At 54.6% G+C, this 25,176-nt stretch carries 19 protein-coding genes; 4 read left to right on the forward strand and 15 right to left on the reverse strand.

The features are described 5' to 3' along the window. Window positions 1–11: 11 nt before the first annotated feature. The 6 genes from LOC67_RS04130 to larB form a co-directional block, all read right to left on the reverse strand. Complete coding sequence (locus LOC67_RS04130; RefSeq protein WP_230261247.1) at window positions 12–929, reverse strand: bifunctional riboflavin kinase/FAD synthetase; 918 nt, start codon at window positions 927–929, stop codon at window positions 12–14. 221 nt (window positions 930–1,150) lie between these two features. Further along, entirely contained in the window at window positions 1,151–2,215 is a 1,065-nt protein-coding gene (locus LOC67_RS04135; protein WP_230261248.1) for an ABC transporter permease, read from the reverse strand. A 61-nt stretch (window positions 2,216–2,276) separates the two neighbouring features. After that, a complete protein-coding gene (locus LOC67_RS04140; protein ID WP_230261249.1) occupies window positions 2,277–3,755 on the reverse strand; it encodes a sugar ABC transporter ATP-binding protein in 1,479 nt (492 codons plus the stop codon). Next, window positions 3,752–4,789: a substrate-binding domain-containing protein gene (locus LOC67_RS04145; RefSeq protein ID WP_230261250.1), complete on the reverse strand. Its 1,038-nt coding sequence runs from the start codon at window positions 4,787–4,789 to the stop codon at window positions 3,752–3,754. The genes LOC67_RS04140 and LOC67_RS04145 overlap by 4 nt, the downstream gene beginning before the upstream one ends. Before the next feature lie 45 nt (window positions 4,790–4,834). After that, on the reverse strand, window positions 4,835–5,731 hold the full coding sequence (locus LOC67_RS04150) for an NAD(P)H-hydrate dehydratase (protein WP_230261251.1): 897 nt from the start codon (window positions 5,729–5,731) through the stop codon (window positions 4,835–4,837). A 56-nt stretch (window positions 5,732–5,787) separates the two neighbouring features. Then, window positions 5,788–6,810 carry a nickel pincer cofactor biosynthesis protein LarB gene (gene larB / locus LOC67_RS04155; RefSeq protein WP_230261252.1) on the reverse strand — a complete coding sequence of 341 codons (1,023 nt, stop codon included), beginning with the start codon at window positions 6,808–6,810 and terminating at the stop codon, window positions 5,788–5,790. 45 nt (window positions 6,811–6,855) lie between these two features. On the opposite strand from larB, the gene LOC67_RS04160 reads away from it, so the two are divergent. Then, window positions 6,856–8,076 (forward strand): argininosuccinate synthase, encoded by a 1,221-nt coding sequence (locus LOC67_RS04160; protein WP_230261253.1) that lies wholly within the window; start codon window positions 6,856–6,858, stop codon window positions 8,074–8,076. Between the two features lie 609 nt (window positions 8,077–8,685). Here LOC67_RS04160 and LOC67_RS04165 read toward each other — a convergent pair. Continuing rightward, window positions 8,686–9,591, reverse strand: coding sequence for a DUF1559 domain-containing protein (locus LOC67_RS04165; RefSeq protein ID WP_230261254.1), 906 nt, complete (start codon window positions 9,589–9,591; stop codon window positions 8,686–8,688). Window positions 9,592–9,662: 71 nt separating this feature from the next. On the opposite strand from LOC67_RS04165, the gene dtd reads away from it, so the two are divergent. After that, a complete protein-coding gene (gene dtd / locus LOC67_RS04170) occupies window positions 9,663–10,121 on the forward strand; it encodes a D-aminoacyl-tRNA deacylase (protein WP_230261255.1) in 459 nt (152 codons plus the stop codon). A gap of 9 nt (window positions 10,122–10,130) precedes the next feature. Here the strand turns inward: dtd and LOC67_RS04175 are convergent, their stop codons facing one another. Both LOC67_RS04175 and LOC67_RS04180 read right to left on the reverse strand, forming a co-directional pair. Then, a complete protein-coding gene (locus LOC67_RS04175; protein WP_230261256.1) occupies window positions 10,131–10,880 on the reverse strand; it encodes a metal-dependent hydrolase in 750 nt (249 codons plus the stop codon). A gap of 123 nt (window positions 10,881–11,003) precedes the next feature. Then, the gene (locus tag LOC67_RS04180; RefSeq protein ID WP_230261257.1) at window positions 11,004–12,854 is read right to left on the reverse strand and encodes a M48 family metallopeptidase; all 1,851 of its coding nucleotides are present in this window, start codon (window positions 12,852–12,854) and stop codon (window positions 11,004–11,006) included. A gap of 220 nt (window positions 12,855–13,074) precedes the next feature. On the opposite strand from LOC67_RS04180, the gene LOC67_RS04185 reads away from it, so the two are divergent. Then, a complete protein-coding gene (locus LOC67_RS04185; protein ID WP_230261258.1) occupies window positions 13,075–13,704 on the forward strand; it encodes a CvpA family protein in 630 nt (209 codons plus the stop codon). Between the two features lie 465 nt (window positions 13,705–14,169). Further along, entirely contained in the window at window positions 14,170–17,436 is a 3,267-nt protein-coding gene (locus tag LOC67_RS04190; RefSeq protein WP_230261259.1) for a GEVED domain-containing protein, read from the forward strand. A gap of 79 nt (window positions 17,437–17,515) precedes the next feature. On the opposite strand, the gene LOC67_RS04195 is transcribed toward LOC67_RS04190, so the two are convergent. The 6 genes from LOC67_RS04195 to flhF form a co-directional block, all read right to left on the reverse strand. Further along, window positions 17,516–18,481 (reverse strand): acetyl-CoA carboxylase carboxyltransferase subunit alpha, encoded by a 966-nt coding sequence (locus LOC67_RS04195; protein ID WP_230261260.1) that lies wholly within the window; start codon window positions 18,479–18,481, stop codon window positions 17,516–17,518. 6 nt (window positions 18,482–18,487) lie between these two features. Beyond that, complete coding sequence (locus tag LOC67_RS04200; RefSeq protein WP_230261261.1) at window positions 18,488–19,435, reverse strand: serine/threonine-protein kinase; 948 nt, start codon at window positions 19,433–19,435, stop codon at window positions 18,488–18,490. A gap of 147 nt (window positions 19,436–19,582) precedes the next feature. After that, entirely contained in the window at window positions 19,583–20,806 is a 1,224-nt protein-coding gene (locus LOC67_RS04205) for a glycosyltransferase family 4 protein (RefSeq protein ID WP_230261262.1), read from the reverse strand. A 24-nt stretch (window positions 20,807–20,830) separates the two neighbouring features. After that, on the reverse strand, window positions 20,831–22,612 hold the full coding sequence (locus LOC67_RS04210) for an SMP-30/gluconolactonase/LRE family protein (RefSeq protein WP_230261263.1): 1,782 nt from the start codon (window positions 22,610–22,612) through the stop codon (window positions 20,831–20,833). Between the two features lie 205 nt (window positions 22,613–22,817). Continuing rightward, window positions 22,818–23,618 carry a FliA/WhiG family RNA polymerase sigma factor gene (locus LOC67_RS04215; RefSeq protein WP_230261264.1) on the reverse strand — a complete coding sequence of 267 codons (801 nt, stop codon included), beginning with the start codon at window positions 23,616–23,618 and terminating at the stop codon, window positions 22,818–22,820. 309 nt (window positions 23,619–23,927) lie between these two features. After that, complete coding sequence (flhF, locus tag LOC67_RS04220) at window positions 23,928–25,142, reverse strand: flagellar biosynthesis protein FlhF (RefSeq protein ID WP_230261265.1); 1,215 nt, start codon at window positions 25,140–25,142, stop codon at window positions 23,928–23,930. Window positions 25,143–25,176: the final 34 nt, after the last annotated feature.

The following is a 25,176-nucleotide window of genomic DNA, read 5'->3' on the forward strand; positions in this document are numbered from 1 at the left end:
AGTTGAGCAGGCTAGCGAAGCAGGCGTTTGCAGGTTTCGACGTCCTGACGTAGTTGAGTGGTCAGTTCTGTGACCGATGAGAACTTTTTTATTCCACGAACTCGGTCGACAAAATCGATCGCGATGTCTTGGTTATAGAGGTCGCCTGCAAAATCCAGCAAATGGATTTCGACCTGCTCTGGTGCACCTGAGCCAAACGTTGGGCTTTCCCCAATGTGGACCGCAGCGGCAATCGGCTGGTTATGAGTCCGAGAATTCGGCAGCGTGGCCCATCCGGCATACACGCCCGGTGCCGGCGTGACGACTTCGTTGACTTTGATATTCGCGGTCGGAAACCCGATCTGGTTGCCCCGTCCATCACCTCGGATCACGTTGCCAGCGACACGATGGGGGATTCCCAACATGGCAGCTGCTGAAGCGACGTCGCCGTTGGCTAGGCATTCACGAATTCGTGTGCTGCTGATGACGTCCTCATTTTCGCACTGCATTTCGGCCACGCGAAATTGAATGTCATTCTGGTCGCAAAGGTCTTGTAATCGCTCGACATTTCCCTGGCGACCTTTGCCGAAGCAAAAGTTTGCACCTTCGATAAGGCCGGTGCATCGCAAATTGTTGACGATCAACGATTCAAAGAATGCTTCCGGGGTAAGTCCGAGCAGCTCTTTGGACGTTTGGATGACAACCAAGTAGTCGATCTCGAGCCGACCCATCCGTCGAGCCCTTTCGGTGATCGTTGATAGTCGTTTGGGGGCCGCGTCGGGACGTAAAATCGCGATCGGATGTGGGTCGAACACGCACGCGACGGTGGGGGATTGAAGTTCACCGGCAAGAAATTTTGCCTGGTTTAACAATTCGGCATGCCCACGGTGGACCCCGTCAAAATTGCCGATCGTGGCAACGCACCCGTGTAGCGCAGCGGGGATCGTCATCGCAGTGGCATCGGCAAGCGAAACGATCTCGGTCACGGGAGCGGGAAAATGGCGAAATATTTGAAGTGGGAAAGCGTCCGCTGCGATCAAACCGCAAAACTTAGTCGGCAGAGCCCTGAATATCCAGCCACGTAGGCCCTGAATATCCAGCCACGTAGTTTGGTCGAAAGCGATTCGTCTGGCGAGTGGGGACGACAGGGGGATTCACACCGCTCGCAACGCTATCCAATTCGGTCAAACAGCCATTTGGGTTTTCCGCTTCTCAGGCCGTCAATCAAGACCGCAATGATGATGATGACGCCGATGATGATGTGTGTGTATGTGTTGGGGATCGAAAGCATCGTGCAACCGCTGCCGATCGTTTTGATGATCAACGCGCCCACGATGGTCCCCAGGACCGAACCACGCCCGCCGCTCAGGCTGCCGCCACCGAGCACGACTGCGGCGATGATTTCAAGCTCCTTGCCCATCCCATCGGTCGGGTTTCCGTTCTTGACGTTGGCAAAGTAGAGCAGGGCACCGACGGCGACGAAGACACCCGCCAAGGCATAGACCAGGACCGTGGTCGCGCCGACCCGAATCCCACAAAGTCGCGCGGTCGCCGGGTTGGAACCCACCGCCACAATGTTGCGTCCGAAGACGGTGAAGTGCATCACGATCGCGACGGCAAGCCCTAACACGATCGCAATCAACGCGCTCGATGGGACGTGCAAAAAGTCCAGCCAATAACGATCCGAGTTGCTGCCGGTGTAGCACAGGTGACGCAGCCAGTCAGGCAAGTTTTCTGACACCGGATAGACCGTTGATTCATTGGCGATCACCTGGCCGATCCCCAGAAAGATTGTCATCGTGCCCAGGGTGACGATAAACGGCACGATTTCTCCAGCAGCGATGATGACACCATTGACGAATCCGCATCCGATGCCAACGGCCAGTCCAACACCGAGTGCACACAGTATCCAGTAAGTCGAATCCTCATGGCCGACCGGTACCGTGTAGTCACGGAATGCGAGTGCTATCGCCGTGCCGCAAAGTGTCAACGCTGTACCGGCAGACAGATCGATCCCTCCGGCAATGATGATCAACGTCATCCCAAGCGCTGGAACAGCGACCAACGCTGCGGAGTTGGCAACCACACGAGCGTTTCGCGCTGAGAAGAAACTCTGGCTACCGAATTGGTAGTCCAAGATCGAAAACAATCCGATCACGACCAGCAACGCGTATGTCGGGCCCAGTCGTCCAAGGAACCTCCATGGTGAGGCTGATGTTTGAATACTCTCTGTCATCTTCGATCGTTCGTTACACAATCCATATTTCTTGTTTCGTGGCGTGCCGCAGGTCTGGCTCTTAGCCAAGCGCCGCCGCCATCAAGTCTTCTTCGGTCCAATCACAGGCTTTTCGAATCTCGGTCATCCTACCGCGAGACATCACTCCGATGCGATCACATACCGACAGCAGTTCCGGAAGATAAGAACTGACAAAGACGACCGTGCGTCCGGTCACCGCCAACTCACCGATCATCCGGTACATCTCTGCTTTGGTTCCGACGTCGATCCCTTTGGTGGGTTCGTCCAAAAGGTAGACGTCTGCTTCTTGCGCCAACAGCCTCGCGAAAGCAACCTTTTGCTGATTGCCACCAGACAGTTCGGATACCGATTGATCCGCGCTATGCGCTTTGACTTCGACCTGCCGAATTAATCGCTCGGTTTCTTTTTTACGTAAACGCAGGTTAATCACACCCAAGCGACTGAACGATCGATGGTTGCCCATACAGACGTTTTCAGTCACCGAAAGGTCTTGCGCCAGTCCTTCTGTTTTGCGGTCTTCGCTCAGCAGCCCAAACCCGGCGCGTCGTCTTGCACCGACACGATGTGGAAGGCTTCGGCCATCGAGTTGTACATGCCCTTGGTAACTCGGTTCGAGCGCATACAGACAACGCAGCAATTCAGTTCGTCCTGACCCGACTAAACCTGCAACCCCGAAGACTTCGCCCTCGTAAATCCGCAGCGAAACGTCCGACGGCATCGGATTGGATGAAACGTTTTTTAAAGTTAGCCGTGGCATCCCCACATCATGTGGGACTTTGGGAAATAGATCATCGACGTCACGGCCGACCATCAGCGAGATGATTTGATCGTCCGTGATTTCTGACAATTGGCCGCTTCCGACGCTGCAGCCGTCGCGAAGCACGGCATAGTCATCCGCCACCCGCCGAACTTCTTCGAGAAAGTGGCTGATATAGATGATCGCCAAGTCACGGTCGCGAAGTTGGTTGATAATCTCAAACAGGCGATCAACATCGGCTGCCGGAAGCGAACTGGTCGGCTCGTCAAGCAAAATGATTTTTGCATCACTAATCAGCGCACGTGCGACTTCGATCAGTTGGCAGGTGGCGATCGATTGATCGCCGGTGCGAGCCTTGGGCGAAAGATGCCCAAGCCCAACTCGATCCATCGCATCGCGGACTCGTTTCCGCTGCGCACTGCGGAACAGGGTTCCCAGGCTGGTGCCCGAACGTCCGAGCATCAAATTGTCTTCGATGCTTAGGTCCGGCGCCAGCGTAAGCTCTTGATAGACGATCGCGACACCGTGGTTGCGAGCGTTGATCGGGCCGCTTGGCGAATACCGTTGATTGTCCAATCGCATCGATCCCGAGTCGGCGCGGTGGGCACCACTAAGCACTTTAAGCAACGTGCTTTTTCCCGCACCGTTTTCACCGATCAACGCGAGGACGCGTCCAGCTTTTGCATCGATGCAGACCTTGTCCAGCGCGACAGTCGGTCCGAACCGTTTGCTGATTTCGTGAACTTCAAGTAGCGAACTCAATCGACAATCTGTGGTTTGAGCAAACGCTGGATTTCATCGTCTTTCATATTCTCAGGCGTGGCCAAGTACTCACCCGTACTTTGGAATTCTTCCGCCGTTTTGCCATTGATCGCTGCCATGATCGTTTTGACGCTTTGGTAACCCATCTGAACCGGGTCCTGTAGAACGATGCCGTGGACCGTGCCGTTGTCTAAGCCAGTGATCAGGGAGTCGCTCGGGTCGAACGCGATGAATTTTATCTTTCCACCTTGCCCGGCGTTCTTGATGGCTTCGAGGGTGCCGTTGGCGTTTGGTTCGCAAACCGCAAAAATGCCGTCGAGCGAATCGCCATGCAGTTGCAGCAATTGATCGACCTTTTCTTTGGCTTCGGTTGCATTGTCGCCACCGTATTGGTCGCTGCTCAGTACGTTGATTTCGGGATAGTTTGCGATCGCATCTAAGAATCCGTTTTCGCGTTGTTCGGTGCTTTCGCTACCGGCAAGATATCGCAACAGGATTACGTTGCCTTTTTCATTCAGTGCCGCCGCCATAGCATCGGCCGCCATCTGTCCGCCTTTGAAATTGTCTGTGGCGACATAGCTGACGATGTCGGGGCCTTTTTCCAAACCACTATCGAAGATGACCACCGGGATGCCTTCGCCAATCGCTTCATCAACCGCATCGACCAAGCCACCCTTTTGATTGGGAGCCAACACGATGCCATCAACGCCGCGTGTGATCATGTCCTTGACGACTTCGATTTGGCTACCGGTATCACTTTCGACAACCGGGCCTTTCCAGATGACTTCCACGCCTCCGATTTCCCCGGCAGCCTTTTCGGCACCGAAGTGAACCGATTTCCAAAACTCGTGACTGGTGCCTTTGGGAATGACCGCGATCCGGAGAACGTCTTTGCCATCGGAGGCAGACCTGTCAGAAGAACAGCCAACGGTCCAAGCCGTCAGCATTACCAAGCAGAGGGCCAGCAAATTAATTCGCTTCATCGCAGATAGATAAGGAGGGAAGGGCAGGGCGGTTGGCAATATTCTTGCCATGGATCGAACACAAGGTTCACCGAACCCTCATCATAACCGATGAGCTTATTGGATTGCTAAGATCGCCTCTGGCAGATGGCCAATTATTTCACGACAGGTGACGGAGGGTTGCCCTAGCTTTTTCGCGGCGCAATCGCCTGCAAGTCCATGTAGATAGACGCCCAGCTTAGCCGCATCAAAAGGTTGAAGCCCCTGGCCTAAAAGCGATGTGATGATGCCAGTTAGGACATCGCCGCTACCTGCAGTCGCCATTGCAGGGTTTCCAGTATTGTTCAGATACGATCGTGCGGATGCTGAATTACCTGAAGTTCCACATGCTGACACCACACAGGTCGGGCCACCTTTGACGACGATGGTAATCCCAAAGTCCTCGCATAGTTTTTTTGCCGCTTCGATCTGTCCGGGGCGGTCCTTCGCACTGACGCCGGTCAGCCGTTGAAGTTCGCCCGGATGAGGCGTCAAAACTAATGATGACTGGTCGTGCAGAAGGGAAGGGGAACGCAGCCATTTTTGCTGAGCAATGATATTGATTGCGTCCGCATCAAAAACACGCGGTGTCTGATTGTGGTGCCACAGCCGTTCAACCAATTTTGTCGCTCCGTTTCCCGTACGCATCCCAGGGCCGCAGCCGATCGCGTCAAACGGTTCAAAATCAACAACTGCGTCATCAGCAAAGCAGCCATGCGGATCATCAGCCAAAGGGACCGTCATGATCCCGGGATGGTACCCGGCAACCGTTTCCAAGCATCGATCGGGAATCGCAGTCGTCACCAATCCCGAACCTGTTGTTAAAGCAGCGATCGATGACAGAGCGATCGAACCGGCCATCCCTCGTGAGCCTCCGACAAAAAGCACGCGACCAAAGTTCCCTTTGTGGGCGTCGCTTGAACGTGTTGGCCAAGCCTGGTGCTGATCCAGCGGAGGAGGGCAGGGGACTTCCATCGTGATCGATCTCGAAATGCTAATAGTGGTGCAGGCTCAGTCTAGGTTTTCTAACGTTATTCTTCTTCGTCATGGGAAGCGTTCATCGGATCGTGTCCTTTGATTACCAAGCCGGACAAGTAGGCGGCTTTGAATCCGGCATCAATGTTGACCACCGCGACGTTCGACGCGCAGGAACTGAGCATTCCCATCAATGGGGTGAGGCCACCGAGGGTCGCCCCATAGCCGACGCTGGTCGGGACTGCGAAGACCGGGACCGCAAGATGGCCGCCCACGGCTGCCGGCAATGCGCCTTCCATTCCAGCGATCACGATGACCGCCGTTGCCAGACGCAGTTCGGGAATCGCTGAAAGCAATCGATCCGGACCCGCGACACCGATGTCGTTAAAAGTTCGAAAGGGAATTCGCATCCATTGCAGGGTTTCGATTGCTTCTTCGGCCACTGGGGCGTCGGTGCTGCCGGCGGTAATGACGGCCACATGACGCACCATCCTCGCTGTGGTGGGGGGCAGTGGCTGAGGGGCGTTTTCGGCAATCGCCCCGGAAACCAGACATCGTGCCAGCTCGTTGTAGCGGACGCCGGTGACTTGTTGCTGCACCGCGGTGGCGATTTCGTCGGTGACCCGTGTCGCAAGGGAGTCTTGGTCTGCGGCACGTTGGCGGCGGATGATTTCTGCGATCAAATCAGCCGATTTTCCCGCCCCGTAGATCACTTCGGGAAACCCACAGCGTCGCTGGCGATCCAGGTCCAATGTGAGCGGAACGTCCGCCGATTTTGGCTTGGGAAGCTGCCCCGAAAGCTGCTCCATCGCAAGATTCACGCTGGTGCGTCCGGTCGCAACGTCGGTGAGCAAGGCCGCAATTTGGTCTGTAGAAAAGGTGGTTCGGTTGGACAATGCGACGATGTCTTGGTTGGGGGTTCGCAATTGGCGGTGTCGATGCTTCAATATGGCGGCAACAATCGTAGCCGAATCCAGTCTTTCGGCCCACTTGCCAGAAGCTAAGTTGTGCGATTGCCCGGCGATTCCGGGCGTCGATCCGCATCCGGATACCGCCGCAACAGTGTTGGTGGCGATCAACCCGGTCGCTTCGTTTTCAAAGTTTTCGATTAAGGAACAAAGTTCATGTCGACCAAAAAGTGTGTCCTCGCTTATTCCGGTGGTTTGGATACGTCCGTCATTTTGGGCTGGCTTCAAGACCAGGGATACGAGGTCCATTGCGTTTATGTCGACCTGGGACAGCCCTGCGAAGACCGCGACGCCATCATGGAGAAGGCTCGTAAGTGTGGTGCCGCTTCGGCACGTTTGATCGATGTCCGCGAAGAGCTCTGCCGTGACTTCGCGTTCCCCGTCCTCGCTTGGCAAGCCAAGTACGAGCAGATCTACCTGCTTGGGACCTCGATCGCTCGTCCGCTGATCAGCAAGATCTGCTTGCAAGTCGCGCGTGAAGTCGGCGCGAAAGCGTATGCCCACGGGGCGACAGGGAAGGGCAATGACCAGTGCCGTTTCCAGTTGGCTGCCGAAGCGTTGGATCCGACGGTAGAAATCATCGCGCCTTGGCGAATCAAAGAATTCCGCGAAGCGTTCCCCGGTCGTACCGAGCTGATCGCGTACTGCGAACAAAAGGACATTCCCGTCAAAGCTTCGGTCGCCAAGCCATACAGCAGCGATGAAAACGTCCTGCACATCAGCTATGAAGCCGGCAAGCTTGAAGAGCTGGATGTCAACGGTGTCGAGTTGGTTGACTTTGGCATGGGCGTCAGCCCACAAGAGGCTCCCGATGAAAGCGAATCGGTCACCATCGGATTCAAGTCCGGCGTTCCTGTAACGCTCAATGGAAAAGAAGTCAGCGCTTTGGAAATGGTCGAGCAGCTCAACACGATTGCCGGCCGCAATGGCGTTGGCCGAATCGACATGGTTGAAAACCGGTTCGTCGGAATGAAAAGCCGAGGCGTCTATGAGTCTCCTGGTATGACGGTCCTTTACGACGCGTTGATGTACATCGAGCAACTGTCGATGGACCGCGACTTGATGCACCTGCGTGACCGCATGGCACCCGAAGTTGCCGAAATGGTTTACTACGGTTTCTGGTACACGCCTAAGATGGACGCGTTGATGTCGTTTATCAATCAAGCACAAAAGCCAGTGACCGGTGAAGTGACTTTGAAGTTGTACAAAGGCAACATCGCTGTCGATTCACGCACCAGCCCCAATAGCTTGTACGACGAAGAGATCGCGACCATGGAAGGCGGCGGGTCGTACAACCAAGACGACGCGGAAGGCTTCTTGCGAATTCAAGGTTTGCCAAGTCGCGTCCAAGGACGTGTAACGCCACGAGCGTACTAGTTCGCGGTCCGGCGAACGGGAAATATTTGAATCGATCGAATGCGAGGTTCCGGCCTCGCATTTTTTTGTTGGATTTGGGTTGATAGCGGATCCAGTCATTCAACCGTCGCTAGCGCGATAACGGCTCAGTTTGTTTTCCTATGAGCCGCTTTGGCGTTAGCCGCGGTTGTTGCCTGTTTTGTCTGCACCCACTCAACCGTCGCTAGCGCGATAACGGCTCAGTTGGTTTTCCCATGAGCCGCTTTGGCGCTAGCCGCGGTTGTTTCCTGTGTTGTTTGCACCCACTCAACCGTCGCTAGCGCGATAACGGCTCAGTTGGTATTTCCATGAGCCGCTTCGGCGCTAGCCGCGGTTATTTCCTGTTTTGTTTGCACTCACTTAACCGTCGCTAGCGCGATCACGGCTCAGTTTGTTTTCCTATGAGCCGCTTTGGCGTTAGCCGCGGTTGTTGCCTGTGTTGTTTGCACCCACTCAACCGTCGCTAGCGCGATAACGGCTCAGTTTGCATTTCCATGAGCCGCTTTGGCGCTAGCCGCGGTTGTTGCCTGAGTTGTTTCCACTCACTCAACCGTCGCTAGCGCGATAACGGATCAGAGTGATCGGTGCTTCTTAATCCAACGTGTCGTCCGCGAGTGGCTCGTTTCCTCTTGGGGTTACCAAGGCATTGAACGTGGCAGGCGTCAAGCTATTGGGGAGAAAGTGACCGCGACCGTCCGCTGTCACGATGGTGACTCCTTCATCAACAAAGCCTCCCGGTTCAGTTCCTCGTGCTCCGTTGACGATGCCTTGCATCTTTGAAAAGTCATAGTCATACGGTTCTGTCCAGCCACCGATCGAACGATTCGTTGGTGGGGCTCCCGCGACGACCAAGATCGTCTGGCCTGGTTTGTCCGTGATCTGATCCGGGCTCATCGGGCCTCTCGCTGGAAATAGCGTCCCGGTTCCCGTGATTAAGTAGTACCCGGATCGATCGAGAACGGCGCTGTCGTCGGCTGGGTGCAGATAGACATCCGGCATCGTGTAAGCAGCTTCCAGGTTCACCGGATGGTTCCAGGGTTTACTGAGATCGAACATCGCAAAATGGTCTTTCTCGCCAAGGTATGGCAGCAGCAAAACTCGCCAGGAATGCATGGGAACGCCCCCGGCGTTCGTGAGGACCGCCGGTGGGTACGTCCCATAGTCAGCTGCGTAGGCGTTCATCGCTTTGGCGATCGATTCCAGTTTGTTGATCGACGAGCGTTGGATGCGGACCGATGCCAGGCGTGCGACACTGGCGCCGCCGAACTGAATGACCGCGAAGACGAGGCTCGCCAAAAGGACCAGCACGATGCTGGCAGCAACAATTGATCCAAGCGGACGGCGGCCCGGACGCGATGTCGCGGTTTCACCGGTCCCGGCAAAATCAGGGATGTCGATTTTGGCTCCGCAGGCAAAGCATTCGCCCGACTGACCGCTGTATCGATCTTCGACTTGGGTCTTCGCCGAGCAGTGCGGACAAGTAAACAGATAAGGCATATATTGGGTCGTCGTAAGCGATCTATCGATTCAAATGCCGTGAAGGCAGATCTATTTTAAAGGACAAGCTCTTGCGAGTGGTATTGCAGCGTGTGACCGAAGCTTCTGTCAAAGTTGATGGCGAAGTGGTCGGGCAGATTGGCCAAGGGTTTGTTGCATTGGTCGGGATCGGTCAAGGCGACGATGCTCAGGTTGTGAAATGGATGGCGGACAAAACGGTTCAGCTTCGCGTGTTCGAAGACGACTTGGGAAAGATGAATCGTTCGTTGACCGATGTTGGGGGGGCGGTGCTCGCGATCAGTCAGTTCACCCTTTACGGTGACTGCCGCAAAGGACGCCGTCCGGCATTCACTGACGCTGCAGCTCCTGAACTGGCTAACCAGCTCTACCAGCAATATGTTTCGGCGATCCGTGACCAAGCGGTCCAAGTCCAGACCGGAATCTTTGCCGCCGATATGAAGGTTTCGTTGGTCAACGATGGTCCCGTGACAATGATACTTGAACGCGAAGCTGAAGGTTCTTCACGGTAGCCGTTGCAACTATCGATAGTCTTCTTGATCGCGACTGGCGCGAAAGATCGGCGGTCGCCATTGTGGCAGCGACCATTGTGGCTGTTGTTCCGACAAATCGTATTTCGCACGCTCACGCAATCGGCCGGCGATCTGGTTGTCGCTCGCCGCGATGTAGATCAGCGCAAAAAGCATCGCGTAAACGATCACGTTGGCGAACGGATTAATGCCGAAGAATTTCAGTGCCGTGCCAAAGGACTTTTTGGTTCGCAATCGTCCAACGCCGACCTCCACAGCCCAGATCTCGTCTAGGATCAAGTGCACCATGAATCCGACGACGACCGCGACCGCTTTATAGGCCCGTTCGGCATTACTTGGGCAAGGCATCACCAGGTATGCGATTAGCCCGGCGGACGCTGCCGCCGGGATGCTATGCCACATGCCACGGTGAACGGTAAAGCGTTTGAAAAATTCAAACGCAACAAACCGGATGACGACATAAATCAGCATCGCGGCTAAGGCCATCGTTTCGTGTGACATGTTGAAGTCACGGAAACGGTTCAGCATCATCATCGGGACAACTGCCGCAGCAAACATGCTGATTTCACGCAGCGGAATTCCGCCGTCGCTATCCAGGTCCGGAAGCATGCCGCTGACCGCGCACAGTCCGCCCGCCAAGATGCCGTTTTCCAACGTCATCGATTGAGATGTCACACCCCAGTAGCCGTATGCGGCTCCAACGACGGTGCTGGCGGAAATGTGCGTTTTGAAATCAGCCACGCTAGCAAAACTGAATTGGCAAAGTCGGGGCAGGGCAGTGGAGTGACAAAATCGGGCAATGATATTTACCGAGAATTGCCGGCATACCGCCAGACCGAAATTGGCTTTGCCAAGACCTGCGAGCTAGCTCGAGGACTGTTGCTGCTCGGCGTTTTCCTGTGCCGCTGCGCGAGCCTGCTGTAATTCCGCCGCCGTACAGTAACGCACGAAATAACGATTGATCACATCCACCAAATCGGTCTGCCCGCGAAAGTGCCCAATCTTCAGCGTCTCTTTGCCGCCATGCTTGCGTTGAATTGTCAATACGCTGTCTTCAAGTGACATCGAATCGGCATCGGAAAATGGCAATTCCGACTTCCACAAATCATACGTCATACCGTCACAATCGATCGCCAGAGTTCCTTTCTTGCCTTCATAAGTGACCGGCGGAAAATCACGCTCGACAATTTCTCGCTCTTCATCGGTGCTGGGAAGAAACCGATACGGCAGCGATTGCGCATGCATCTTGCGAAAGTTGTCTTCATAGTCCGACCATTGTGTCGCTTCAAACGAAGACGCGTTGGTGATTCCGTGATACCAACTGCCGTCACCGGGCAGCGAAAGGTCCTGTTGCAATTCCGGAGCATCGATACGGTAACCCATCGCCTCCAATCGCTCGGACAACGGCGGGTGAGAATCAAAAGGGTGCGCCGTCTGGAGCGACGCGATATTGTCCTCACCGATAAACGAAGGCGCGAATTGCCCGAAACCGGTTTCGATTCGCGTGGCAATTTTCGCATTCTCAAGCGAACCTTCGAATTCAAAGAGGTCTTGCTCAATCTGATTTCGATAGGTGCTGTACGCAAGCGTTCGCATTAGTGCAGTTGCCACCGAACGATTCGAAGCGACGCCGGCGGCGATCATGTCGGCGCGGAATTCGCGTTCTCGGCTGATCTTGCCGAGCGATAACGCATACAGTCCGCGGAAGCACATCATGAAAGAATAGATTGGCTTCGTGATCGCACCTTCATAAAGCGCACCGAGATAGTTATCAAATCGCTGCAACAGCGGCGCGATACGTTTCGAATAATGCGTGTCATTACCGCTGAAGTGAGCCATTTCATGCGTCAGTACGGCGCGCGTTTCCTCGCCGTTTAGCTGCTTTAACAGCGACAGGCTGACATAAAGCGTTCGCCCCTTTAGCCGCTTGCCGTCGAGCATCACGGGGGCCTCGGTTACAAAAAAGTTGTCGTCGATTCCGGCAACGATTTGTGAAGGCGGCTGAGTTTGCAATTGATCACAGATCTGCTGCAGGTCCGCCCAAAGCCGCGGCGCGGCTTGTCGATCAAGCAACTGTCCTTGCAGTTCCAAGTCCATCCGAGCGGGAGCAAAGATCGCTTTCAGTAACCCCCAGATCGCCGCCAAACCTACGAAAGCCACAACGAAAATCAGCTTTGGCACGTAAACGTTGAACCACAGCGCCGTGACCCAAAACGACAGCGATACCAACAGAGTGACCTGGGCGACCGCTTGAAGTGCGCCAAAGATCCTTAGCACATTCCAGCCAACCTTTAGGCTGATGTACTGAGCCATCTGCGACTGCGTCGAAGCGATGACGGCAAGCAACCCAAGCACAAACATCGCGACGCCCGACGCGACGCAAGCGGCCGACGTGATTTTCAACCATTCGATCGACCGGTGCTGGAACAACAATTCGCCATCAATGCCAGCTGCAAACCCGGGGTCCTTGATCATCTCACTGAACGGCACGTTTTCATAAATCAGGATGATCGCGGCTTTCTCTTCCGGAGCGATGGTCGCGTCGGAACGGATCGCGCTGACCATCGCGTCACGAGCCTCCGCATTCATGCGGCTTTGCGCGTGCACATAAAACCCATACGCAATCACGGGCACAAGAAAAACGCTTAACGCTGGCAGAAAAAACGTTTTTGCAAAACTCAGCTTGGACAAATCGTCGTGCTGTTGGTCGGACATGCAGGCACCTGAAAAATAGACGAGACCGGCAAAAAGGCTTCCCTCAAGATAACACCCCTGAATCCGCCCATGTGAACAGCTCGGCAGGTCCGTCACGGACGCGATTGATCTTCGTTTGATCGCGACTTTTTCCTATAAGCCACCATGAGCCGACGCGCATTGACGCCGTAGGCGATCCCACCATTTGACTCGGAGCCGCAAACTCGGAGCGCCCACCGCAATGCAACCTTACGACTACGTCATGCTAGCGATCCTGGTTGGCGCGGGCTTATTCGGCGCTGTCAAAGGATTTGCGTGGCAGCTAGCTTCGATTTCTTCCATCGTGGTCAGCTACTTCGTTGCGTATCGATTTCGCGAACCGCTCAGTGAATCGATTGTCGCGGAGCCGCCTTGGGACATTTTTCTGGCGATGCTGATTCTGTTTATCGGGACGTCGCTAGTCATCTGGGTTGCATTCAACATGGTCAAGGAAACGCTTGACCGGCTGAGGCTGAAAGAATTCGATCGTCAGATCGGCGCGCTGTTCGGGCTGATCAAGGGTGCTTTGTATTGCACCTTGATCACGCTGTTCGCGGTCACGCTGATGGGCGACACGATCCGTTCTCAGATCGTCGCCAGCAATAGCGGCCGGTTCATCGCACGAAATCTGGATCGCAGCGAAACGGTTATCCCGCCTGAGGTTCAGCGTTTCTTGCGGCCTTACCTGGAACGGTTCGACGCGGAGTTTGAGAACGCCAAGTCACGTGTCGAGGCCGGCGGAGAATCTGGCTCTGCGACTGAAGCGTCCGGCGAAGGCAGCCCGGCGGGCACGGGACTGTTCGGAACGGGGCAGTTGATGAGCGAGAGCTGAGCCCAGCTTGCAATCGCGAGCTGCATTCCGCCAGGGATTGGCTCAAACACGGGGAAAAAAATACTTCGAATACAACATAAGAGTGATTATCGGACGTTGCAGAAGGGGCTTTTTTGCCCTGTTTCCCCGTGTGGCTCTCTGTCTGTCGATTTGCTTGGTGCTGTTGTCTGGGCTCGCATGTTGGCTTTGGGCTGCGTCTTGAGCGACTGGGAATCGTCGTTCGGGCGTGTCGACAAGACGCTTGGTTTGCTGCCGAGTGTGCCGTGGTCTTCGGCTTTGAGATCACCGGGCGGTGACCGCTGCTCTGTTGTCGACAACCTATGAAATGTTGTTCGCTTGGTTGTCGACAACCGATGGAGCCGTCGTGTCGGATCAGTTGTCGACGACCAAGCCGGCCGTTCGACATGTGGCCGATTCAGGCTACTACAATGCGGGTTTGTTGCTTCCACTCGCTGCCAGCTGCCGATGAAATCTCTTGTTAATCGCAAGCGACGACTGCTGTTTCAGTCACTCGTCGATCGTCGCCTTCTCGCCGTCGCTTCGATCTCCGTGCCCGAGGCGTCTGAAAGCGATTCCGAAGTCGTTTTCACGATTTCGCTTGACGAAGCTTCGGATGACGATTTGACGGTTCTATTTGATACTGTCGAAGACACCGCCGTCGCCGGTTCTGATTTCGAGCCCATCGTCTCGAAGCCCATTGTCTTTCAAGCTGGTGAACTCACGAAGGAAGTTGCCGTTCCGCTTCGCGATGATCTGACCCGTGATCTCGATCGCTCTTTTCGTGGCAGGATTCAAGTGCTTGATTCGAGCGGCCGCGTCGTCCCATTTGGTGAGCATCAAGTTCTTCAGGAGCCAGGGACGTTTGTTGCTGAATACGACTTTGATGAGGCCACGCAGCGATTTGCCTATGCCAATTTTGATAGCGGCCAGGAGTTCTATTCCACATCGCTTTCTGGTGATGAGCCTTCTGTGCTGCTAGGTCGAAACCAATCATCTGGGCAAATAGCGTCTGGAGGAATTATCGTCGTTTCCGATGGGCAGGCCGTTGTGATGCGAGGGGCCTTGGAAGAAGCCAATGTGGTCCATCTTTATCGTCGTCCCGTCGATGGGTCATCGCCACTGGTACGCATTAGTGGCCCGTTGGATAGTGGCAGTATCGATCAATCCAATTCGATCTCAGTCAGTCCGGATCGGCGTTACATCGTTTATGCTTTCGAGGAATCGAACACCGGATCGATGCAGCTTTATTCCGTTCCGGCGGATGGCAGTTCGGCCCCGGTTCGTCTAAGTGACCCGCGGTTTGAAATTGATCATCTTTATGACATCGGCTTGTTCTTTACCGAGGACGATCGTGTCGTCTTTCAAGCTGCCCAGCCAAACGATGGACTTTACATCGCTTCGCTTGATGGATCGACGGAGCCAATCCGGCTAAGTGAGGGTGTGGACAACGATATTACGATTCCCTTTCCGCAGTTGTCGGCGGATGGCGAGTGGGTGTTTTTCAGTGCGCGGACTGCGCCGGGAGTGAGAGAGACGTCGCTGTTTCGAGTTCCACTAGACGGCTCATTGCCGCCGCAGCGAGTGGTTCAGAACACCGGAAGCGCGGCAAGGGCGATCACACCTGATGGCGGACGGGTTGTCTATCGCATCAACAACGGGATCATTCCTCCGTTTGATTTAATGAGTGCGCCGGTCGATGGCAGTTCCGCTCCGATTCGTCTGAATCAGGAACTACCAGAAGGCCGCGAAGTGATCAATCGCGTTCTCATGAGCCACGATGGGGACACCGTTTTTTACTTTGCAAACATTCAAGACCAATCAACGTATTCCGTGTATTCGGTGCCGACGATTGGTGGCGAGCCGCCGATGCTTTTGGGGACTCTTCCCGCTGGCGTCAAACCACATTATTTGAGTCTGACCCCGGACTCTCAGCACTTGGTCTTCAGCACAGATTATTTCGGCGGTCCGCAAACGCTGATCGAACTGTATTCGGTACGAACTGACGGTTCCACACCGTTGATCCGTTTAAATGGTGATGCTGTTGGTGCGGTCGCGTTGGCACGTCAGGACTATGTTGAGATGAGCCCGGATGGGAAGACGATTTCGTATCTCTCGTCAGAAGACTCATTCATTGGTGATGTGGGTTTGTTTCAGGTGCCTGTGGATGGTTCTCGCCCCTCGTCACGTTTGAATCTGTCTCGGCATGTCTCTCGCAGTTCGGTTAAACGAATCGATACTGGGTTTGTTTATCGGACTCAGGAAGTTGATAACTACATGGTTTCGGAAGTCTATCGATTCGCCGAGGCAATGGTTCGAGACGACGATTTCGATGTGGCTGACTTCGGCGATGCTCCCAGTCCCTACCCGGTCACCTTGGCTCAAAACGGCGCGCGGCATTCAGTTGGATCCGTGTTTCTGGGCGAGTCTGTTGACGTGGAAGCTGACGGTCAACCGGATGCCCAGGCGGCTGGCGATGAGGCCACTTCCCTGCCCCGCAGCGAAGGCATTCGTTTTCTGACAGACGTTGTTGCCGCGGACGTCAATACGCTGGCTAGTGTGGAGGTGGTTGCATCAGAAGCGGCCAAGCTCGATGCCTGGATTGACTTCAATCGAGACGGCGATTGGTCCGACCCCGGAGAGCAGATCTTTGTCAGCAACGATGTTACCGCTGGCATGTCGCTTCAGTCATTCATTGTGCCCGGTGGTGCCACTGCTGGTGTAACCGCTGCAAGGTTTCGTCTCAGTCGCGACGGTGGCCTTTCGCCACTTGGTAGCGCCACCGACGGAGAGGTTGAAGACTATGTATTGACCGTCGCCGATGGGACAGTTTCGGAAAAGCGAAGCGTTGTTCTTGACCACGAGCAAGTTTCAGTCTCGACCGAAGGTGGCCAGCCGAGCGTTCTTGCAGGCAGGCAGTATCGCTTTGCGGCGCCATTTGCAAGCGTTGATGTGATCGAAGTGATAGGCGGCAACCAGGATCAGTTGTTCGAAATCTTGGAAATGGATTGGCCAAACGCTGCGATCGAATTGGACGGCCGCGAGGGCTTCAACACACTTCAGATTTTGTACCCCGGCACGTTCGATCTCACTGCGGGTGGGATGATTTCGGCAAAGGGTTTTTCAAAACTTGATTTGTCCATGGTTTCGGGTGTAAGCATCGTTATTGATGAAACATCCATTGCTGAACTTGCCGGTTCTGACGAACTGGTGATTGCGGCTTCGGCCCCGCATCAAGTTATTTTCGAGGATGCGGCCGATTGGGTCATGGCTAGTGATTTGATTGAGCCGGGGCACTTTCGGCAGCAGTTGATCCATACCGTGAGTGGCCGGTCGGTTTCGCTGGAAACTCCCCTGCCCTGGATAAACTTGTTGAATCCATTTGACGTCAACAACGATGGCATGACGTCACCGCGTGATGCACTGGCGGTCATCAATCGGTTGGCGGTCTTAGACTCTCAGTCGGGTAGCAGTGACCTGCCAGATCCGTCAACTTTGGATTCTTGGTTGGGCTTTTATTACGATGCGAACGGTGACGGCATCATCGCACCGCGTGACGCCTTAGCCGTCATCAATCGTTTAGCCACTTTGGAAGCGATGTCTTCGGTGACCTCTGAATCAGAGCGTCCCGAAGCATCGAGCTTATTGGCTTTAGCAGGGTTCGATAGTGCGAATCGAGAGCGGGACCGGTGGTTCGGAGAGTTCGAGATGTTGGATCAAATCGAACTCTTCTAGTGCATTTCGAAGCGACTGCCCGCTCGGTCTACGTTTGGCCGTAGACGGAATGATCAGACGCGATAGCTAATCGCAATAGTTAGACAGCGGGCTCTTCTAGGAAGACGCCGATCTGGCGGAATTTGTCGTAGCGAGATTCCAGCAGTTCATCGATCGGCTTGGTTTCCAGATCGGCCAGCGTTTTCGACAGATAAGATTTCAGTCGCGACGCCATTTGGTGATGATCGCGATGAGCTCCGCCGAGCGGTTCTTCGATCACGTCGTCGACGACGCCCAGTCGTTTCAGGTTGGCGCTGGTGAATTTCAGTGCCGATGCGGCGCGTGGCGCATGTTCGTGGCTTTTCCACAAAATGCCCGCGCATCCCTCAGGACTGATCACGCTGTAATAAGCGTGCTGCAAGACTGCGATGCGGTCGCCGACACCAATGCCGAGTGCTCCGCCGGAGCCGCCTTCGCCGATCACGATGCAGATGATCGGTGTCTTCAGTTGGCTCATCTTGAACATGCTTTCGGCGATCACTTGAGCCTGTCCGCGTTCTTCAGCGCCGACGCCTGGGTAAGCCCCAGGTGTATCGATGAAGCAGATCAAAGGCAGGTTGTACTTTTCTGCCAACCGCATCTTGGTCATCGCCTTGCGATAGCCTTCCGGGTGAGCGCAGCCGAAGTGACATGCGGCGCGTTCTTTGAACGTTCGTCCTTTCTGGTGACCGAGCACCATCACTTTGAATCTGTCCAGTTTGGCGAACCCTGACAGCATCGCGCGATCGTCACCAAAGTGTTTGTCGCCGTGCAGTTCGACAAAGTCATCGAACGCAAGGTTTAGATAATCTTGCGTGTAAGGACGGTTCTTGTGCCGAGCCACTTGGACCGTTTGCCAAGGGTCAAGTGACGAGTAAACATCACGCAGTTGCTTGACCAAATCCAAGCGAAGCGATCGCAGTTCCGCATCGGCGGATTCATTTCGATCGGTCTGACGATCGAGAACGCTAATGCGGTTTTCGAGTTCCGCGATCTCGAGTTCAAAATCTAATCCGGGGCCTGGCATCTATATTTATTCCTGTTCGGGATCGAGTTCATCGGCGGTTGGTTTGCGGATCATGTCGTCCGCTCCGCGAATACCGGGCAAGTTGTCGAAGACACTGATTTCAGGCTTGCGCGGCCGTTTGCTCCAAAGTTCCATCGAGCGAACTTCCTTCAACACATCCCACATCGATTGCGGTCGAGCTGAAGGCGATTTCGCCATCATGCGTTTAATGACTTCGGCAAACTCTTTTGAAACATTGTTGTTGTAAGCGATCGGGCTTGGCACCTGAGCGTTAAGGTGCTTGTTCAGAAGGTCGTTCGGTGTGTCGCCTGTGTATGGCGGTTTGCCTGTCGCCATTTCGAACAAGACACATCCGAATGAATAAATGTCCGTTCGCTCATCGCAGATCTTGCTGCGGATTTGTTCGGGAGCCATGTAGCTGCGTGTTCCCTTGGCTAAGCCGCCACGGTGAAACAGCTTGCTGAGACCTGTCTTTTTCTTTTCGCTGATCGTAAAGTCGATCAACTTCACTTCGCCATCGCGGCTGACCAGAAAGTTATCTGGCTTGATATCCAAGTGGATCCAACCACGCGTGTGCATGTAATAGAGGCCTTCGCCGGCTTGCTCGATAATCTTGTTCAGCATGTAAGCGAGCGAATCTGGGCCGCGGCGCAAGGCTTGTTTAATGTTCAATTCGCTGAACAATTCCAAGACCAGAAATGGGCGATCGTTCGCAAACAGGTGATCGAGAATCTTGATGATCCGCGGGCTGTTCTGCAGGTCCTGCCCGACGTTGTATTCATGCTTGAGAAGGTTGATCTCGCTCTTATCTTTAGCGACGCTACCTTTGAGGATTTTTAGCGCATATCGGCTGTTGTCGTTCTCATCGATCGCTTCCCACACCTCTGCCGTGGATCCAGAACGAATAAGCCGGGCCAGTCGGTACGGGCCAAAGAAGTCTCGGGTTTTTGTCATCGGATTTCAGTGCGAGAAGCTCTTGCGTGATAACGGCCGGTCATCATAGTTGACGGCCCTACCCTCGGAAAAGGTCGCAAAGTCCGCCAGGGCCTCTGAGTCCGCGAAAACCGGCGTTTTTGTGAGAATCGGCAACTTCGGACCGATTTAGAAACCCGGCGACCGAGCACTTACGGGTGGTTGTTGCCCCAACACCTGCCGATAGATCTCGCGAATCTGGCGAGTCATCGCTTGATGGCGAAACCGTTCGGTAAAACGCATCTGCCCTTCCCTACCCATCCGTTGCCGCAAGTTTTCGTCCTTCACCAGGCGAATTAGCTCGCCGGACAGTCGATCGCAATCACGTGGCGGGATGAGGCAACCGGTTTCGTCATTGATGACTACTTCGCGAGCACCGTCGATATCAAAACTGACGGCGGGCTTTCCGGCGATTAAAGCTTGTGGCAATGCTCGGGCCAGTCCTTCACGAAGCGAGGTATGGACCAGAACGTCCATCGCGCCGATCAGCTCCGGTACCACGCTCGGGGAAACCAAGCCGGTGAAGATGAAATGTTTCGCGATTCCCAGTTCATCGATTCGTTGCTTTAGCTCGTCTTTCAGGATTCCATCGCCGACCAGCATGAAGCGAACTTCGGGACAAGCTTTGATCACCTCGACTGCGGCAGTCACCAAGTCGTCGTGCCCTTTGAGATGAAACAGCCGTGCGACCTTGCCGATGACAACGTGATCGTCTTCGATCCCGTAACGTTTTCGCACCTCGTCACGCGTCTGGTTGGCGTTTACGAATGGTTCAACATTCATCCCGCTATAAACGGTTGTGAATTTGCTACGCGGCGCGACTTTGGCATCGACCATTAAATCCGTCATCGCGTCGGCTACCGAAAGGATCCGATGGCATTTTTTCGAAGCGTATCGTTCGCACCGACAAAAGAAGTCTTTCGCGAGACTAGGTTGGAAATCGTGGAAAGGGGCCCCATGCACGGTATGGATGACCGCTGGCACGCCAAGTGACCAAGCGGCGATCCGCCCCAACAATCCACCCTTGGCGCTATGGGTGTGAACCACGTCGGGGCAGAAATCACGCAAGGCCTTTTTGATCGCGTGATAGGCCGACAGATCGCGGGTCGGATGAATATTTCTGCGAAGCTGTGGTAGGAGCTTTATTTCAAGCTCCCCTGCCCTGCCCCGCAATTGACTTCGGTCGCCAAAGAATCCGCCACGTTCAAGCAAGTCGCCTTCCGGTCCCAAGGCGGGACCGGTGATTAACATCACTTCATCGTTATGTTCTTCGATGAGGTCCAGGCAGTTCAGCAGCGTGTTTTCCTGGGCTCCGCCGATGATCATACGTGTGATGACGTGTGCGACTCGCAAACCGTTGCTCCTGCTTCGGTAATCTTACTGTGACTGTTTTAAAAACTGATCGATGTCGTTGACCACCTGCTCGATCCAGTCGGCTCGATTCCAGTGACCGTGCTTGGCCCCTTCGTGAATGACGAGGCCTGTCGGACGGCCCAGCTGCTTCATTCGAGAACGAGTTTTTTCGTTTCGCGCGGGGTTATCCAAGCTGCCGCTGATAAATAAAGTCGGCGGCATCGATTTATCAACCTGCTCATACGCATCGGCAAGTCGATAGAGTTCATTTTTTTGCTCGGCGTCGCCCCCCATCCACGCAACGGCATTGGATGACTGGGGATTTTCAATGGATTTCTCTGCCACCGAACCGCTCGCGATCTCCAGCGGGCCGGCCAAGACTACCGCTGCCGAAAGCGAGGTGTCAGTGTTTCGGTGGGCGGGATGCTTCAACTCGGCATTGTCATCGCCAGCTGCCATGAGGCCGACCAAGTGCCCTCCGGCCGATCCCCCAACAGCTGCGATCTGTTTAGGATCAATGCCGAAGTCACTTGCGTGCTTTCGAAGGTATGCGGTCGCGGCGTTGCAGTCACGGATCGCGGCAGGAAAGTACGCCTCGCCAGCCAACCGGTACTCGATCGCCGCGGTGGCATAGCCTTTTTCGGCGAGCCGAAGCGCGAGAGCACGGAACTTGGTCTTGTCACCTTTTTGCCATCCTCCGCCGTGGACAACAACAATCGCGGGCAACAAGCGGTCGCTGTCGCTAGGTGATTGCGAGCTAGGGCGAAAGACATCCATCAACAGGTCTCGCTCTCCATCACGGTGATAGACAAGATTCAAGTCGGCTCGGATCCCTTCACCAATCGCGGTCGATGTCGGTGAATCACTGTGTCCATCGACCCTGTGCTTATCAGATTCGGGCTGATTAGTCTCGGGCCCATCCATCCTTGGTGCCGGAGCCACCCCGACGGCATTTAGATCCGCCGCGTACAATCCGCCAAAGGTGCTCAGGTAAATGGTCTTTAATGTATTGCCGCCGATGATCGCGTTGATTGGCCGATGATCGGGGCTCAGTTCTCCGATGTGATTGCCATTGGGGCTGAAGACATGAACTGCCTTTGCGCCGGTGACATAGATGTTGCCCGCTCGGTCAACGCACATCCCGTCACCACGGAATCCATCTGCGGTTTCTGGCAATTGAGCCAATACGGTTGCTGCCTGCTCGGGAGCGTTAGGCTGGACAAGATCGATGCGATAAATCTTGCCGGTCTTCGCCGATGAGCAATAAAGCTGTTGACCTGATGGTGCGATCGCAATTCCGTTGGGTGAGATCAAGCCGGTCGCGATATCGGTCGTGCCGCCACTTGGCGATACCTTTCGTATCGCACCCTGCCTTGTCAGTGTGACGTAAACGTTTCCTTGAACATCCACCGTCAAGTCGTTGGGACGCTCGGTCGCGTCAAACTGGGCTAAAGTTTTCGGAGTCTGTTTTGCGTATGGGGGCTCCAGCACAGCAATTCGAGCACCTTGGTTATCCGACAGGTACAACCGGCCGTGTTGAAATGCGGTCCCCGAGATCGCGATTCCTTCGATTAGCGTGCGCGGCTTTTGGTCGGGTTTTCGCAAGTTATACAAACGAAGTGACTTTCGTTTGACGTCGGGGACAAACAACTGCCCTGCCCCATCCCATGCCGCACCATCGGCCAACTCGAAATCCGCATCGACAAGTTGTATTGTTGTGCCTTTGGGAACGACGGGACGTTCTGCAAACGCGTTGATGGTTGGCAAGATCGCCAACAAAACAGAAAGGCCATTTCGGCATCGCATGGGAAGACCTAGGTGGGGAGAGAACCTGTGTGTTCTGGGGTGGGACCCCAATATGATACTCCCCTGCCCTGCTCCGATGCTGTGCGGTGTATTCGTTCTTGGCGATGGTCAGGAACGAGGCCTTGCGATCGCATCCGCATTCAATGCAAAAAGGCCTCGACTTGCGGTCGAGGCCTTGATGATTTTGTCGCGATTGCGAATCGAATTAGGCGGTGCCAAATTCGACGCGTCGTCGACCAAGCTGATTCTGCAATCGGTTGACGATTGAAGTGTGCATTTGGCTGACGCGTGATTCGGACAGGTCCAAGGTCGCACCGATCTCCTTCATCGTCAATTCTTCGTAGTAGTAAAGAATGATGATCAGGCGTTCGTTACGATTAAGACCTTTGGTGACCAACCGCATCAGGTCGTTCTTTTGAACGCGACGGGTTGGGTCTTCACCCTTTTTGTCTTCGAGGATGTCGATTTCACGGACGTCTTTATAGCTGTCTGTTTCGTACCACTTTTTATTCAGTGAAACGACACCGACCGCATTGGCATCCGATTCCATCTTTTCGACTTCGGCGACTGACAGTTCCATATGTTCTGACAGTTCGACGATCGTTGCCGGGCGTCCGTATTTGGTTTCCAGTTGCTTCTTGGCAACTGCAAGTTTGCTGGCTTTGCTTCGAACCAAACGTGGAACCCAGTCCATCGTTCGAAGTTCGTCAAGCATTGCGCCTCGAATACGAGGAACGCAGTAGGTTTCGAACTTCACGCCACGATCCATGTCGTAGGCGTCGATCGCATCCATCAAACCAAAAATGCCTGCACTGATCAGGTCATCCAGTTCGACTCCGTCGGGCAGACGCTGCCAAATTCGTTCGCCGTTATAGCGAACCAATGGCATGTAACGTTCGACCAGACGGTTGCGAAGAGGTTCGTATTGGTCCGCATCCTTTTCGATTTGTTTGAACTGTTTCCAAACCTCAAGGATTTCATCGTCCGTTGAAACTGCGGCTGGCATCCAATCCTCCGTGAACTTTTCTTTTGCCGTCGATTTCGTATCTCGGGCAGCTAGGCTTTTTAGGTTTGTCTACCGGTGGTTCGCTTTCTTTAATCAAAGGCAAGCGAATCATCAGCATAAGTTCGGCAGACAGGCCAATCATTTGGCCACGTTTATTCGAGACTTCCTTGTCTCTTACCGTGTTTCTGTCTGCCTAGGCGCCGAATGCGGACTCTCAAAAAAACTGTTCAAGTCGTTTTCAGAATTTCCAGCCTTCGACTTTTTCCATATCGGTTATCCGTTGGGTTGATGTTGAGCTTAAAAATTCATTTAAGCCGCATCCATTTGTGTCCATTGCACCGGTGAGGGCAACAAACGCTCGACCAACACATCCGCGGACGCCGGGGCGATGTCCTCTGGAACGTGTTGTCCGTTGGTCACATAGCTGACGGGAATTCCCGCAACGCCGTTGGACCGCGCGATTGCGGACAGCACACCTGCGGTGTACGGGGTTTCATCCAGCTTCGTCAAGACCGCTGCGGTAGGTCGAGCGATTGAAAATCCATCTAATACTGAATGAACGACAGAAGCGGTGCTGGTGGCACTGATCACCAAGTGTGTTTCGTCGGGTTGTGCGGCGCGCAAGATCCGCGACAGATCCTCGATATGCACCTCGCCACTAGGGCTTCTGCCCGCGGTGTCAATCAATACCAAGTCGACGTCCCCAAGCTTTTCAATCGCTTCGGGCATCCGGTCGGCTGATTCGACAACCTGCATTGGCAGGTCCATGATTTGTGCGTACGCTTGCAGCTGCTGAATGGCTGCGATTCGGAACGTGTCGATCGTCAACAATCCGACACGACGTTTGCGATTCATTCGGAACCCCGCGGCCAGCTTCGCGACCGTGGTTGTCTTCCCAACGCCGGTGGGACCGACGAGTGCGACGACTCGCCTGTCGCCCGGTGTCATCGCGATCGGGCCAGCGATCTGTACCTCACGACTGACTGATTGTTTTAGCTGCTCCAGCCACGACATCGTTGGCGGGTCCGTCAATCCACTGGCAAACGCGTTGGTGGATCGGATCCAACGATCGACCACCGTCGGTTCGACCCCTAGCGAAACCATTTTGAATCGGTATTCCGACAACGGGTCCCACTGAGTCCGATAGTGAATCGTCGAGGTTTCCGGGGTGGCGGAATCGTTTCGATGGCCAATATTTCCTGCGATCGTCTGACGTGAATCGATCTGACGCTGCAGTTCGTCAACGCTACGAGAATTCCTTGACAGGGCATTGCCAAGTTCCGAACGGATACTCCCCTGCCCTGCCCCATCAAACGGATTGGTAACCGTTGGCGGATTGGAATGTGATGCCAGGTCGGGAGCATCCGACCTGGCTGTGACCTCGACATAGCTATGTCCCAGCCAGCCCATCCAACCTTCCCGGCATTGCCGCGTGCTTAGAACCGATGCGTTGGGACCGAGTTGTTCTCGGATCTCCTCTAACGCAGCTTGTAGGTTCGCGGCTCGAAATATTTTCGATTCCATCGGTGGTACTATCAGGAGGGAAACGTACGGCAAT

It is taken from the genome of Stieleria sp. JC731 (assembly GCF_020966635.1).
Classification (GTDB): Bacteria; Planctomycetota; Planctomycetia; order Pirellulales; family Pirellulaceae; genus Stieleria.